The following is a 13,356-nucleotide window of genomic DNA, read 5'->3' on the forward strand; positions in this document are numbered from 1 at the left end:
GGCCACCCTCTGATGCAGTAGATACCATGACCCATCCCTTCCTGTTTCATCCCCAGGTGGCACCCTGGTTCAAAGAGAGTGCCGATACCCTGTTGCTCACCCTGTTCAGCGAGCTGGACGCCCCCATCCGCGAGGTGTGGCTGCGTCACGAGCCGGACAACGAGGAGTACCTGGTGGCCATGCGCCCGGTTTCGACCCGGGACAGGCTGCAGGTCTGGCAGGTCGAGCTGCCGCTGGCCAAGGGGCAGGAGATCCACCTCTACTGCTTCAAGTGCCTCACCGACCAGGAGCAGTGGTGGTTGCACGGGGCGGGCGTCAGCGCCGCCATGCCGCCGCGGGAGCAGCATTTCCGCTTCAACAGCCATCACCAGCCGCCGACCTGGGTACAGGATCAGGTCTTCTACCAGATCTTCCCGGACCGCTTCTGCAACGGCGATCCGTCGCTGAGCGTCAAGCATCACGAGTACGAGTACCGCGGCAAGGCGGTCATCAGCAAGGCCTGGGGGGAACCGGTCAGCCGCCACGAAGAGGGCCACGGCGCCTGCGAGTTCTACGGCGGGGATCTGGCGGGCATAGACGCCAAGCTGCACTATCTGCAATCCCTCGGTGTGACGGCGCTCTACCTCAACCCCATCTTCGATTCGCCGAGCAACCACAAGTACGACACCCAGGATTACTACAGCGTCGACCCGCACCTCGGCACCAACGCCCAGTTTGCCGAGCTGACCCGCAACCTGCATCAGCGCGGCATGAAGATCATCCTGGACGCCGTGGTCAACCACACCTCCACCGACCACCCCTGGTTCTGCCCGCCGCTGGGAGCCCAGAGCAACCCTGACTCCCCCTGGCGCAGCTTCTACACCTTCGACCAGGAAGGGGATTATGTCAGCTGGAAGGGCATTCGCAGCCTGCCCAAGCTGGACTTTGCCAGCGAGCAGGTGCAGGACGCCGTGTATCGGGCAGACAACGCCATTCTGCGCTACTGGATGCGCGCCCCCTACCAGATCGACGGCTGGCGCTTCGACGTCATCCACATGCTGGGGGAGCGGGGCTCGGCCATGGGCAACAGCGGCCATGTGCGCGCCATTCGCGGCGCCGTCAAGCAGGAGAACCCGGACGCTTACGTCCTCGGCGAACACTTCTTCGAGGCGAGCCAGTGGCTGCAGGGGGATCAGGAGGACGGCGCCATGAACTACTACGGCTTCGCCCACCCCATCCGCGCCTTCCTGGCGGGGCAGGACATCGCCTATCACCCCATCCGGATCAGCGCCGAGGAGCTGGACAGATGGCTCAAGCTGGCCCGGGCCCATATCCCGTTCAAGAACCAGCTGGCCCAGTTCAACCTGCTGGACAGTCACGACACCGCCCGCTTCCTCCACCTGCTGGGGGAGGACAAGCAGCGCATGCGGCTCGCCGCCACCCTGCTCATCACCTATATCGGCGTGCCCTCCATCTACTACGGCGACGAGGTGGGGCTCTCCGGCGGCAACGATCCGGACTGCCGTCGCTGCTTCCCCTGGGACACCACAGACTGGGATCATGTGCTGCACGATCACTATCGCCGCCTGATCCAGCTGCGCCGCCAGCGTCCCGCCCTGCGCCGGGGCGACATCCAGACCCTCTACGCCGGCCCTCACAGCTATGTGTTCGCCCGCACCCTGCAAAGCGATCAGGTGGTGGTGGCCTGCAACCGCCACCCGACCGAGCCGCGCACCATCAGCCTGCCCCTGTGGCAGACCGCCAGCCCCGCCAGCCGCTTCACCGACGCCTTCAACGGCGACAAGTTCGAGGTGGTGCAAGGGGAGGTGCAGCTCACCATACCGGCCAACTCGGCCAGGGTGCTGCTCTCCAGCTGATGAAGAGATACTATCAAATAAATGGCGGGCTCTGTCCCGCCATTATTACCGGCAGACTTAAATTCCCTACCAGTAAAATTAAAATGATTTACTGCATGTCACCCTGACGATCCTCACCACTCTTAAGCCTTTAATCAGGCATCACTAAACACTTCGACATGATCATATGTGATTCCGTTAGCCTTCATTGTCTCAAATATTTCTTTATAGAAACTTGATGCAATCACCAGGTTACTGACATGCTTATTACGGATTTTCTCAAAATAACTCACCTTGAGATTCACTCCAGGCACAGTGCGACCGGCTTTATTCTGATCGCCATCAACGACCATGATATTTGTGCCATCCAAAACCTCTTTCTCAACCCCGTTCAACAAAATAACGGATGCAGAACCAGCCCCCCACCAAACGACGCTGCCTGCCTTTCTGAGAAAGGCATTGACTCTATTGCGAGATGCATCGCACCGCTGCTTAAATATTGAGAGGTTCTCGATATAACCTGCTTTATCAAAGGCCACTTCAATTTCGTTGTAACGTGTATTTTCAGCTTTTACAAAGACAACCCTCAAACTGTCATTCTCAACGCAGTGATATATTATTTTGAGTTTGTTATCACGGGCCAGGCCTTGCATGAAGTAGATGTTATAGTAGAAGAGGTGCTGTACATGGAAACCACCGAAGTCAGGGACCTCAATGATTATCCTTCCGGTATCATTCAAGGTTTCAGACATTAATTTAAAGATGGAGAAGGGATCTTCAAAATGCTCAAACACATGCATAAGATAGTAACCATCTATCTTGTCCTGAACATGGCGTGCATTAAAATAACCTTTTATGACGTTAAGCCCCAAGCCCTTCGCAATATCGGCTTGGGGGCCTGGCTCAATTCCTGTTACATTGGAGAATCCGATGTCGTTCAGTTTTTTCAACAAATAGCCTTCTGAACAGCCAATCTCAAATATTTTTTCATCTTTGCCAAAATGACTGGCGATGGTATTAATCATGCCGTCATACTTAGAAGCGCCGATATTATTCAGCGGAGATATATATAGATAGTTGTCATATATTTCCGTCAGCTCTTCCGATGATAACTTCTTGGATGCAAACCCCACCAGGCAATCCTTGCAGGCACTGACCTGCAATTCCGATACCTTTACCGGAAAATCACCAGAGTAGGCAGATAAAACGGCTGGCATCTTGCGTTCAAGGAAAACCAATGTGTTATCACTGTGACAATATGGACATCTCATGATCCTCTCCTAAAGATATGATCAGGATTGATGAAACAAGGTTGTTCGAACGCGTTGTCTCTGGATTCTCATCCATCACATCATGCAACGAAGTACCTATTCTCAACGACGACTACACCTGCGCAGAACCCCTGCATCGATTAGCTTTCTAGCCAAGGGCTCGACCCGCCAAAACGGTACGTCGATGACCTCGGCAATCTCAAACAGGCTCATATGGCCATCGCTGTACGCCAGCAAGTTCATCATGTCCCTCACCTGATCGCCGGAATCACGTGTAGACAGATTCGGATAGAGGCCACGTCGTCCCAGCTGGGGTTCGCCCAATACGGTGGCCTCACAACATTCATCCAACTCCAGACACTCGATCGCTCGCCGTAACGCCAGGAAGCTATCCGCCAGGCCCCGTGGCGTGACCAAGGTAAGATCGTCTAATGAGGTATGGTATTCGGCATAGCAACCGTACTTGCTGCGCATCATAGTTGTGACTGGCAGGTCTATTCCGGGGGCACATAACTGACGTTCGTTGGACCCTCGGTCAAGATAGCTATACACCATATAATCAGGTGCAATATGACCCAGCACATGGCGTCCAATACGATCAGCTAAAGAATTCCCCTGCCTGGACGGTAAGAAAGAGTAACACCTCTCGTCCCCCATGCAGGTGAGATTAAAACCGGCCAACGTATGAGACTTGAGGTGCTCCAGATGACGAGAGAGATAAACGATAGCTCCGATCGTCTCTGGAACAAGCATCAATCGATAGCTGTAGCGTCGCTTGGGTAAGGAGGCAAGCCAGGCCATCAGAAACACCCCGACGCCTGGACCAGACAACTCGTTGTTGGCCATGGAGGGATGGCAAACATAGCTGGATAACAAGATCTCCTCCTCACTCTCCCCTGATAGCACCCACTCTGCATAAGTCAGTGAGCCCGGTTGCAAGCTGGTATCGATCACAACCTCATAATTTCCTTCCGGCAACGCTTCCCGCACATTATGGGGTAAACAAAAGCCCCAACGGCGCTGGTAATAAGATGTGATATAGGGGATAGCGTCCGGCAGTTCGGGCAATGAATGCAGATATGGCTGCAATTCTGCCAGCGACAGGGTACAACGCACTGGCTCAGAATAACCGACCAGGTGCAAGTTGCTGTCCTTGAAGTCAACGACCTTGTGCCCGTCAGGCCCTACGATATAAGCCTGCCTTACATTCCACTCATCGGGCACTGTCCAGTCGAAGCATGTGGTCCCGCTTTCCACCTCATGGATGGTCAAATCAGGCAAGCAGTGCTGCCGGATCAAGGAGAGTGTTTGCCGAACCCCCTCACCAGTCAGGCTACGATTGAGTGGGAACAGCAAGGTTAAGAATCGATGCAGCTGTTCACCGAGTTGAGCCTGATCGCTCCAGTCTATGGGAAGATAACCACCAGTATGCATCGGTGTTGTCATTGTCATGCAACGTCCTCAATCAGCTCAACAATATGCCCCAAGGGGCTTAGAAAAAACTGGACATGAGATCCACCAAAGGCGATTGCCGGCTGGCTGGGTCCTAGAGGAAGATGACGTTGCTCACGCAGTCTGACGGCGCTCTCCTGCAGGCAAGGCACCCGATAGGCAAGATGGTTGATGACATTGCGCCGGGTCTTGAGTACCTGAGTCACGGGGCTGTCCTCACTGGCCGGGGCAACCAGTTCGTAACACAGCCCATTTTCATCGTGTACAAACTGCACCCAGACCCGCTGCAGTGGATCTTCAACTGCCACCGAGAAGCGGTTCAGCCCCAGCACGTCGCGACAATAGGCCACACCGCTAGCCAGGTCCGGCACGACCAGTCCAATATGATCAAATTGCATGAGGCACTGCTCCCGCCCGGATCAGGGCGTATGGTGCCACCGCCATTAACTCGCCGGCAGCCAGCATAAAATCGCGGCACGAGACGGCCCAGACAGGCACCCGCTGGCACAGAGCCTGGCGCCAGACACCCCGAGCCTGCAGCAAGGCCACCAGCCGGGAGAGGTCGATCTCGCTGGCCAGAGACAGGTCGCGCACATAGTAGTTTGCCTGCCACTCCCGCAAGCGGCCGTCTACTCGCACCTGACCCGCAAATGCTTTGTGATAGCGGTAGGCGACGGCCAGCCTCTGCTCTACGTAGTGGGTGAAGGTGATACGGTCAGGGTGACAACCCAGCCCCAGCAGCCAGCCATCTTGCTCCGCCAGCCAGCCAAAGGGGCTCTCTTGGCCGAAACAATCGTGACACTCCCGGGCCACCAGAGAGGGTCCATATGGGCCACTTATCGCCATACTGAAGATGGGATCCAGCGTACGCACCACGCCTTCACGCTGCCGGAATACTTCCGTCATCAGCCCCACCTTGCTCGGGGTCTGCGCAGAATCGAAGCACTCGCCCGCCATCGGGCTATAACTGAAGGTCGGCACCAACAAGTGCCCGCCCAGCCACTGCTCTAGGTATGTCCAGAAGGCTGCGATGCCCGCGGCGTTGCCCATGCCGGCAAACTGGGCCACCACCATGGCATCCGAGTGCACCATCAGGGCGCCGCCTCTGGGGATCCCCAACTCGGTCAGCGCCTGCTCGAACGCCTGCTTCACACGGCGACCCCTTTGCGCAGCAAAGCTTGCTTGATGTCGGCCAGACTCTTCAGCTCAGCCAGCTCGTTCGGCTCGAAACGCACGCCATAGTGCTGCTCGACCAGCAACAGCAGGTTGAAGTGGCCCAGAGAGTCCCACTCGGGAAAACTGCCGAGGGCTGACTGTTCATTGACGCTGGCCTGGGGGAACTGCTGGCGTGCCAGCGCGATAAGGTCATTCATTGGCATAAAACTCCAAAAAAGGGAGAGAGAGGGAGGGGAGAGCCAGGCTGAGAAACACCTCGTCCGCCAGCGGCATCAACCCCGCTGGAGTGGTTATCGGCCGGGTTGGCAGGCTCGCCAGAAAATCCCGTGCCGGCAGATTACGCTCTGTAGCGACCAGGCTGATGACCAGTTCGGTCCTGCCTTGCGCCTGCAACCGGTTCGCCAGTTGCGCCAGCAGCCAGTATTCGAAACCACGTCCCAGCACCCGGCAACTGATGGCCAGGGTATCCAGCAGCGCCCTGCCCTCGTCGAGCGGGCGCACCACCAGCAGAGCCGTCATACCGTGGTCGGCAAATCTGTCCCGTAAGCTAGCCAGCCAGACCTCACCACCCTCAGCGGCCAGCCGGGCCAGTTCCGCCGCCTGATAGCGGCGGGCAGAGAGATTGAACTGATTGGTCTTCTGGCTGAGTTGTTCGGCTCGCAACTGGTTGCCCGGGGAGAGCGGCTGCCAGTCGGCATGCAGCGCCAATTGCCGCAAGAAGGCGTGCTCATCGCCCAGTTGCTGACGCACCTCATTTGCCTGGGCTTGCGCCTGATAGGAATGCTGGCGCAGGCCGTCATCCTGACTCTGGTGGCGACTGCACAGGGCCGGCAGCGTCATCAGGGCATCCGGCCACCCCCAGATGTCGGCAGGGGGGGTGACCACCATCACTTCGGGACAATTGGCCCGGACTTCAGCACGTTCCAGCTCGCTGTCATCCCAGAAAACCAAACTGTCCAACCCGACATTCAGCCGCTCCGCCAGCCGGTGCAATCCCTGAGACTTGGACTCCCAGCCGATTTCAGCGGCAGCAATGTGATGGAGCTCAAGCACCATGCCTTGGTGCTCATCGAACAGCCGCCACACATCGTCGGCCAGATTCTTGGAACAGAGCGCCAATATGACGCCCTGCCCGTGCCAGTAACAGGCGGCCTGCTGGAAGGCCTGATAGAGACGCCCCACCCCATCCTGCCCCAGCAGGATGCCACCCACACCGTCTTCGCCAACCACGCCTCCCCACAGGGTATTGTCACAGTCGAGCACCAGCACCTTGTGGGCGGGTTGCTGCAGCCGCTGCAACAAGGGGACAATCCACTGCGCCAGGCTGGCCAGACCGACCATGGAGAAGGGGCAGGACATCAGATAGAGGTTGCGCCGGTCAAAGCAGTGATGTCGGCCATGCTGTTGCAGCCAGAGCGGCAGGTGCAGATCGTCCATGCCGGGTTGTTGCTGCCGCAGGCGAGCCATCTGCTGCTCAAACGCACTTGCCAGCGCGGCGAGCGCGGCAGGGGCCGGGCCATAGACGGAGAGTGGCGCGTGGCTGCAGGCACCGACCAGCAGATGATCCTGCGGGCGGCGCTGCAGATACTGCAACAGGGGCTTGCAGAGCGCATCGACGAAAGCGGCTACGGCCAACTGCTGCTCATCCTGCGTCAGACGACCCCATGCCTGCAGGGTCTGGACTGGCACCAGATCTTCCCACAGCCAGATGATGATGTGAGTCTGGGCCGCGGCATCGGCAGCCTGGTTCATCAGCGTCTGCAGCCACTGACCATGGGGAGCCACCTGCACCTCGCCATATTCTGCAAGAGGTCGCCAGGCAAGGTTGCCCGGCATCAAGAACGAACTGCCACTGAGATGAAGCATGGTCATGACCTTCCCCACTGCACTACCGGAACCATCCCGGCGACCGACAAATGGGATGATCGTGTTTGATCTTCATGAAAAACAAAAGCTTTTTCAGCCATCTTCAGTAGTTGATGCTGACATAGGGCACTTCAGTCACATCCCACGCCTGCTTGAGGTAGACGGTGAGCACGAAGAAGAAGTTCGCCAGCAGGTTGGCGAAACGGTAGAGGATGGGATCGAAGCGCACGCCGCTCTCTTCGAGGCGCACCAGCAGGCGCACCACCTTCTTGCTGCCGCAGCGGCACAGGTGCAGGGTGGGGATGGGTTGGGGTCCCTGGGGCAGCACGAAACCGGTGACCCGGCCGCGGCTCGCCTCGTTGTAGTGATCGTAACGCCCCTTCAGCCAGTCCAGATCCTCCTCGAAGATCCCGAGCCTGCCGCGCACCGAGCCGTTGAGGTTGTAGATGAGCCGCTGCAAGATCGCCAGATCCGCCAGCATGGGCTGGGTGTCTGCATCCGGCACCAGGTGGGACAGCACGGCCCCCACCTGGCAGCAGAGCTCGTCGGTGGCGATCTCGTAGTCGCACTGGAACTGGGTCTCGAAGATGAAGGGGTAGCAGAGCTCGCGCTTGTCTCTTGGCTTCTTGGGGTTCATGGCATCGTCTGGCTGGAGAAAAGGGCAGTGTGCCAGCCCCGGCCCGGGCTGGCAAACGCCGCATCAGAGGGGCGACGAACCGGGATCAGCTCGTCGCCATCTGCTGGCCGAGCAGCCTCATGGCCTCCAGCATCCGCTGGTTGAAGCCCATGAAACCGGCGCCCTCGGCCGCCTCGCCCTGGCCTCGCGCCGCCAGCACCGCAGGGGTCAACGCCTGCTGCTGGACGGGTGGCAACAGGGCATCGGCCTGCTGCTGCAGCTGACTCAGCTTCGGCAGGTAGTCCGCCAGCGGCTTGAGCCCCTCCTGCAGCGAATGGGCCCCCTGATAGGTCTGGCTCAAGCGGGCCGACTGCTTGAGCTTGAGGGAGTAGGAGGCCAGCTGGCTGTCGTCCAGTTGCAGCCCATCCAGCCTGTCAGCCAGGGTCTTGCCCTCCCCGCCCCCGAAGAACTGGCCGGCCAGCTCGTCCAGCCCCTTGACCAGCTTGCCGATGGCGTCCATCTCGCCACTGTCGAGATCCCCCTCCAGGGAGAAGTCGAAACTCTGGCTCGACTTGAGGCTGAACTGGTTGCCGCTCCCGTCGCTTCGGGACTTGAACTGCCAGCTGTCGCTGAAGCGCAGCATCACCTTGTCCCCGTCCCGGGTCTCGATCTCGAGAAAGGCCTGTTGCCGGCTGGCCATCTTGGCCGCCCCGAGATCCGTGGTCGAGACCTCGCCAAAGAACTCTTGCTCGAAGGACTCCAGTCCCTCCTGGATCAGCTTGTAGCTCTGATCCATGCCGGTCTTGATGTCCTCGTTGTCCGCCCAGTCCCCGAGCTGCTTTCTGGCGTCGCCGAAGCCCATCTCCACGCCTTTGCGGGCCTGCTCCATCATCTTGGCCAGATCCTCATCCGACTTGCCGTCGGCACGGGCCGCCCCCAGCCGTCCGGTGACGAACTGCAGCACGTTGTCCGCCACCGCCTCGTAATCGAACAGGGTCTCTGGGGTGATGGCCTCCGGCGGGCTCAGCTTGAACTCCTGACTCCTGGGGGCCTGATAGTGCTGGCCATTGATCTCCAGCGCGAATTGCAGCGCCTGCTGGATCAGCACCTGGGCCCACTTCGGGGGCTTGTTCAGGGAGACCTCCTCCCCGCTGCCTGCCGGTTTCGACTCTGCCTGTTGAGGCGATTTGGGAGCAATGCCCACTCCCTTGGGTTGGGCTGCGCCCATGCCATCGATCTGCATCATCACTCTCCCGCCATAGTGGTGGATCGGTTATCGGCCCGACTGGCCACTTCTTGACCACAAAAAACTTGGACAATCCGCGACGGCCTTTTAAAATCCCCACCCTTTGGTTGGCTGCGGCCTTCCCCCGGTTTCTGCCCGGCCCTGCCGGTGTGCATCTGAGGTATCTATGACCCAATCCCAGCGGACCCCCGCCGACTACCAGGCCCAGCTCGACGAGAAGCGCGATCGCCTCACCCAGCTGTTCGCCGACTTCAATCCGCCCGCGCTTGAGGTCCATGCCTCCCCCGCCGAGCACTACCGGATGCGCGCCGAGTTCCGCATCTGGCACGAGGGGGATGACCTCTTCCACTGCATGTATGCCCAGGCCACCAAGGAGATCATCCGGGTCGACAGCTTCCCCACCGCCAGCTTGCTCATCAACCGGCTGATGCCGGTGCTGCTGGCAGGGCTGCGCCCGCACCCGGTGCTGCGCCGCAAGCTGTTCCAGATAGACTACCTCTCCACCCAGTCCGGCCAGCTGTGCATCAGCCTGCTCTATCACCGCAAGCTGGAGAGCGAGTGGCAGCAGGCCGCAGAGGCCCTGCAGGCCGATCTGCGGGCCCAGGGCTTCGATCTGCAACTAATTGGTCGCGCCCACAAGCAGAAGATCTGCCTGGGGGAGGAGTTCGTCATCGAGCGGTTGACGGTGCAAGGCCGCGAGCTGGTCTACAAGCAGGTGGAGAACAGCTTCACCCAGCCCAATGCCGCCATCAACGAGCAGATGCTGGGCTGGGCGCTGGATGTGACCCGCGGCAGCGAGGGTGACCTGCTGGAGCTCTACTGCGGCAACGGCAACTTCTCCATCGCCCTGGCGCAGAATTTCCGCAAGGTGCTGGCCACCGAGATCGCCAAGCCGAGCGTGGACTCCGCCCAGTTCAACATCGCCGCCAACGGGGTGGACAACCTGATCATACTGCGCATGTCGGCGGAGGAGTTCACCATGGCGATGCGCGGCGAGCGGGAGTTCAACCGCCTCAAGGGGGTCGATCTCGGCGCTTACCAGTGCAACACCATCTTCGTCGACCCGCCCCGGGCCGGTCTCGACGATGCGACCGTCAAGCTGGTGCAGGAGTACGACAACATCCTCTACATCTCCTGCAACCCCGAGACCCTGCAGGCCAACATGGCGGTGCTGGGCGAGACCCACGAGATCGCCCGCTTCGCCCTGTTCGACCAGTTCCCCTGGACCCACCATATGGAAGCCGGGGTCTATCTGCGCCGCAAGGCGGGCTGATTCGAACCGCCTCCCCCCGGCCCGCCACATGGAAACCGGGGGTATCTACGCCACAAGGCGGACCAAACTCTCCCCCTCATCCCCACCCTTCTCCCGCCAGGGGAGAAGGGTGCAAAGGGCCCGCGGGCCCTGTTTTGATTAGTTATCCCGGTGCAGAGCGCTGGCGCAGCCGTTATGCTGGCGACACGCGCATTCGCGCCATAGCCGGGGGCCACGCCGCCATGCCACGCGTTCTGTTTGTTGAAGATGATCCCGACATAGGCCAGCTCATCAGCAACTGGCTCGGTCGCCACGACATAGAGGTGCTGCTGGAGACCCGGGGCGATCTCGCGCTGGCCAGGGTGGAGGCCGAACAGCCCGATCTGGTGCTGCTCGACATCATGCTGCCGGGGCAGGACGGCCTCTCCCTGTGCCGGGATCTGCGGCCACGCTTTGCCGGCCCCATCGTCATGCTCACCTCGCTCGACAGCGACATGAACCAGATCCTCAGCCTGGAGCTCGGGGCCAACGACTACATCCTCAAGACCACACCGCCCCCCGTGCTGCTGGCCCGACTGCGGGTCCAGTTCCGCCAGCAGGGGCAGGCGCCGCAACCGGCCGCCCTCAGCGCGCCGCCCCAGCGCCTGCAGTTCGGCCGCCTGCGGATCGACGGCCCTGGCCGGGACGTGCGCCTCGATGGCAACAGCGTGCCCCTCTCCACCGCCGATTTCGATCTCTTGTGGGAGCTGGCCTGCCACGCCGGCCAGATCCTGGGGCGAGAAGCGCTGTTTCGCAGCCTGCGGGGCCGCGACTACGACGGCCAGGACCGCAGCATGGACGTCGCCATCTCCCGCCTGCGCCGCCGGCTCGGGGATGACAGCAACAACCCGACCCGGATCAAGACGGTGCGCCAGAAGGGCTATCTGCTGGTACCCCAGGCCTGGGAATAAGCAGTTACCGAATGACCTTGATGCTCTCTGCTCCCTTCTCCCCTTGCGGGAGAAGGGTTGGGGATGAGGGGGGCGCCCAGACGCAATCCAGGCAAGAGGAGAGCCCCCATGCGCCGCCTGTTTATCCAGTTCTATCTGCTGCTGATCGGCTGCTTCGGCCTCGCCATCCTGCTCATCGGCCTGGTCTATCAGGTCAGTGCCGAGCGGGCGGGTGACCGCTATCTCGAGCACATGATGCAGGGCTCCCTGGGGCTGCTCACCGGCGAGCTGGCCCGGCTGCCACCCGCACGCTGGCCCGCCCGCATGGGGGAGCAGAGCCAGCAGCTCAACCTGCCGCTGCAACTCGGCGCCCTCGCCAACCAGCCACTGGCCAGGGAGGATCAGGCCTTCCTCGAGGCGGGCAACATCGTCATCGTCGAGGAGGATGACACCTTCCTGCAGCGCATCCCGGGCACCGACCAGGTGCTGATCGTCGGCCCCGTCCCCTATCTCTCCTACCTGCACGAGCTGCACTGGGTGGACGTGGGCCTGCTGCTGCTCATCGGTCTCTCCCTCGGCCTGCCCATACTGCTCTGGCTGCGCCCCCACTGGCACGGCCTGCAACGGCTCGAACAGACGGCGCGCCGGGTCGGTGACGGGGATCTCTCCTGCCGCACCGGCCTGCCTCCCGGCAGCAGCCTGGGCCGGGTGGGACGCACCTTCGATCAGATGGCCGAGCAGTTGCAGGCCATGCTGGCCAGCCGCAAGCAGCTGACCGACGCCATCGCCCACGAGCTGCGCACCCCCCTGGTGCGGCTGCGCTACCGACTCGCCATGCTGGCCGAGCCCCCCTCGGCCGAGGAGCAGCAGGGGCTGGAGCGGGATCTCGGCGCGCTGGACGCCCTCATCGAGGAGATGCTCACCTATGCCAGGCTGGATCGCCCCGAGCTGCCGCTGCAGTGCAGCGATCTCGAGCTGGGCCGCTGGGCCGGGGAGCGGCTCCCGGACTGGCAGGCGCTGCGCCCGGACAGACGACTCGCCCTCCAGCTTCCCGCCCATCCCCTGCCCTGGCGCGGCGACATCCGCCTGCTGGACAGGGCGCTGGAGAACCTCATCGGCAACGCCCTGCGCCACGCCAACAGCCGGGTGAGCCTCACCATGAGCCGGCAGCAGGATCACTATCTGCTGGAGGTGGCCGACGACGGCCCCGGCATAGATCCGGCGCTGGCACCCCAGATCTTCGAGCCCTTCGTGCGGCTGGATCAGAGCCGGGACAGACGCACTGGCGGCACTGGCTTAGGCCTCGCCATAGTGCGCAGCATAGCGCGCCACCACGGGGGCGAGGTGCAGTTGCTGCCCGCCGAGACGGGGGCCCGCTTCTGCCTCAGGCTGCCCGTACATTTGGATACAAACCGTCACCAGCCACTCACTGAACCTCAGACCCGGCAGCCCTAGGATGACGTCATGGAGAGCCGCTCCATGTCATCAAACCGAACGAGGAACTGGAATATGAAAAAGCTGATCCCCCTGAGCCTGGCCGCTGTCTTCGCCCTGACCTCCGGCTTCACCATGGCTGCCACCCCGACCAAGGCTGCCGCACCCCAGGCCACCCAGACCAAGGTGGTGAAAAAGCATCACAAGGCGACCCATGCCGCACCGGCCGTGAAAGTGGCCCCCAAGACCAAGTAACAGGCGCACAAGCTCCCAATGAAA

The 13,356-nt window shown here is 61.0% G+C and carries 13 protein-coding genes; 5 read left to right on the forward strand and 8 right to left on the reverse strand.

Translation table 11 applies throughout. The features are described 5' to 3' along the window. The first annotated feature begins 26 nt into the window (after positions 1–26). Positions 27–1,856 carry a maltodextrin glucosidase gene (gene malZ / locus Aeroheme_RS19825; RefSeq protein ID WP_163137482.1) on the forward strand — a complete coding sequence of 610 codons (1,830 nt, stop codon included), beginning with the start codon at positions 27–29 and terminating at the stop codon, positions 1,854–1,856. A 134-nt stretch (positions 1,857–1,990) separates the two neighbouring features. On the opposite strand, the gene Aeroheme_RS19830 is transcribed toward malZ, so the two are convergent. The 8 genes from Aeroheme_RS19830 to Aeroheme_RS19865 all read right to left on the reverse strand — a co-directional run bounded on the left by Aeroheme_RS19830 (position 1,991) and on the right by Aeroheme_RS19865 (position 9,459). Then, positions 1,991–3,052 carry a class I SAM-dependent methyltransferase gene (locus Aeroheme_RS19830; protein WP_411166431.1) on the reverse strand — a complete coding sequence of 354 codons (1,062 nt, stop codon included), beginning with the start codon at positions 3,050–3,052 and terminating at the stop codon, positions 1,991–1,993. A 156-nt stretch (positions 3,053–3,208) separates the two neighbouring features. After that, positions 3,209–4,552, reverse strand: a complete 1,344-nt coding sequence (locus Aeroheme_RS19835) for a DUF4910 domain-containing protein (protein WP_411167269.1) — start codon at positions 4,550–4,552, stop codon at positions 3,209–3,211. Between the two features lie 2 nt (positions 4,553–4,554). Further along, positions 4,555–4,956 carry a VOC family protein gene (locus tag Aeroheme_RS19840; protein WP_234677686.1) on the reverse strand — a complete coding sequence of 134 codons (402 nt, stop codon included), beginning with the start codon at positions 4,954–4,956 and terminating at the stop codon, positions 4,555–4,557. Beyond that, on the reverse strand, positions 4,946–5,710 hold the full coding sequence (locus Aeroheme_RS19845; protein WP_234677685.1) for an AAC(3) family N-acetyltransferase: 765 nt from the start codon (positions 5,708–5,710) through the stop codon (positions 4,946–4,948). The genes Aeroheme_RS19840 and Aeroheme_RS19845 overlap by 11 nt, the downstream gene beginning before the upstream one ends. Further along, entirely contained in the window at positions 5,707–5,931 is a 225-nt protein-coding gene (locus Aeroheme_RS19850; protein WP_139744724.1) for an acyl carrier protein, read from the reverse strand. The genes Aeroheme_RS19845 and Aeroheme_RS19850 overlap by 4 nt, the downstream gene beginning before the upstream one ends. Continuing rightward, complete coding sequence (locus Aeroheme_RS19855) at positions 5,924–7,606, reverse strand: HAD-IIIC family phosphatase (protein WP_411166432.1); 1,683 nt, start codon at positions 7,604–7,606, stop codon at positions 5,924–5,926. Before Aeroheme_RS19855 ends, Aeroheme_RS19850 begins: the two co-directional genes overlap by 8 nt. Positions 7,607–7,703: 97 nt before the next feature. Then, positions 7,704–8,237: an ATP--cob(I)alamin adenosyltransferase gene (locus Aeroheme_RS19860; protein ID WP_025328733.1), complete on the reverse strand. Its 534-nt coding sequence runs from the start codon at positions 8,235–8,237 to the stop codon at positions 7,704–7,706. 85 nt (positions 8,238–8,322) lie between these two features. Next, entirely contained in the window at positions 8,323–9,459 is a 1,137-nt protein-coding gene (locus Aeroheme_RS19865) for a DUF5610 domain-containing protein (protein WP_411167270.1), read from the reverse strand. Positions 9,460–9,628: 169 nt separating this feature from the next. Here Aeroheme_RS19865 and trmA point away from each other — a divergent pair, with 169 nt between their 5' ends. The 4 genes from trmA (at position 9,629) to Aeroheme_RS19885 (ending at position 13,332) form a co-directional block, all read left to right on the forward strand. Continuing rightward, complete coding sequence (gene trmA / locus Aeroheme_RS19870; protein WP_411166433.1) at positions 9,629–10,735, forward strand: tRNA (uridine(54)-C5)-methyltransferase TrmA; 1,107 nt, start codon at positions 9,629–9,631, stop codon at positions 10,733–10,735. Between the two features lie 221 nt (positions 10,736–10,956). Then, the gene (gene rstA / locus Aeroheme_RS19875) at positions 10,957–11,664 is read left to right on the forward strand and encodes a two-component system response regulator RstA (protein WP_411167271.1); all 708 of its coding nucleotides are present in this window, start codon (positions 10,957–10,959) and stop codon (positions 11,662–11,664) included. Between the two features lie 108 nt (positions 11,665–11,772). Then, positions 11,773–13,098, forward strand: coding sequence for a two-component system sensor histidine kinase RstB (gene rstB, locus Aeroheme_RS19880; RefSeq protein WP_163137478.1), 1,326 nt, complete (start codon positions 11,773–11,775; stop codon positions 13,096–13,098). 54 nt (positions 13,099–13,152) lie between these two features. Then, complete coding sequence (locus Aeroheme_RS19885; RefSeq protein WP_025328738.1) at positions 13,153–13,332, forward strand: hypothetical protein; 180 nt, start codon at positions 13,153–13,155, stop codon at positions 13,330–13,332. Positions 13,333–13,356 lie beyond the last annotated feature (24 nt).

This window comes from Aeromonas sp. DSM 116730 (assembly GCF_046581335.1).
Classification (GTDB): Bacteria; Pseudomonadota; Gammaproteobacteria; order Enterobacterales; family Aeromonadaceae; genus Aeromonas; species Aeromonas rivipollensis.

Coding starts and splice junctions, on each gene's coding strand:
- trmA (WP_411166433.1), top strand. CDS start 9,629: ATGACCCAATCCCAGCGGACCCCCGCCGACTACCAGGCCCAGCTCGAC.
- Aeroheme_RS19835 (WP_411167269.1), bottom strand. CDS start 4,552: ATGACAACACCGATGCATACTGGTGGTTATCTTCCCATAGACTGGAGC.
- Aeroheme_RS19850 (WP_139744724.1), bottom strand. CDS start 5,931: ATGAATGACCTTATCGCGCTGGCACGCCAGCAGTTCCCCCAGGCCAGC.
- Aeroheme_RS19840 (WP_234677686.1), bottom strand. CDS start 4,956: ATGCAATTTGATCATATTGGACTGGTCGTGCCGGACCTGGCTAGCGGT.
- Aeroheme_RS19865 (WP_411167270.1), bottom strand. CDS start 9,459: ATGCAGATCGATGGCATGGGCGCAGCCCAACCCAAGGGAGTGGGCATT.
- Aeroheme_RS19885 (WP_025328738.1), top strand. CDS start 13,153: ATGAAAAAGCTGATCCCCCTGAGCCTGGCCGCTGTCTTCGCCCTGACC.
- rstB (WP_163137478.1), top strand. CDS start 11,773: ATGCGCCGCCTGTTTATCCAGTTCTATCTGCTGCTGATCGGCTGCTTC.
- malZ (WP_163137482.1), top strand. CDS start 27: ATGACCCATCCCTTCCTGTTTCATCCCCAGGTGGCACCCTGGTTCAAA.
- Aeroheme_RS19830 (WP_411166431.1), bottom strand. CDS start 3,052: ATGCCAGCCGTTTTATCTGCCTACTCTGGTGATTTTCCGGTAAAGGTA.
- rstA (WP_411167271.1), top strand. CDS start 10,957: ATGCCACGCGTTCTGTTTGTTGAAGATGATCCCGACATAGGCCAGCTC.
- Aeroheme_RS19855 (WP_411166432.1), bottom strand. CDS start 7,606: ATGACCATGCTTCATCTCAGTGGCAGTTCGTTCTTGATGCCGGGCAAC.
- Aeroheme_RS19860 (WP_025328733.1), bottom strand. CDS start 8,237: ATGAACCCCAAGAAGCCAAGAGACAAGCGCGAGCTCTGCTACCCCTTC.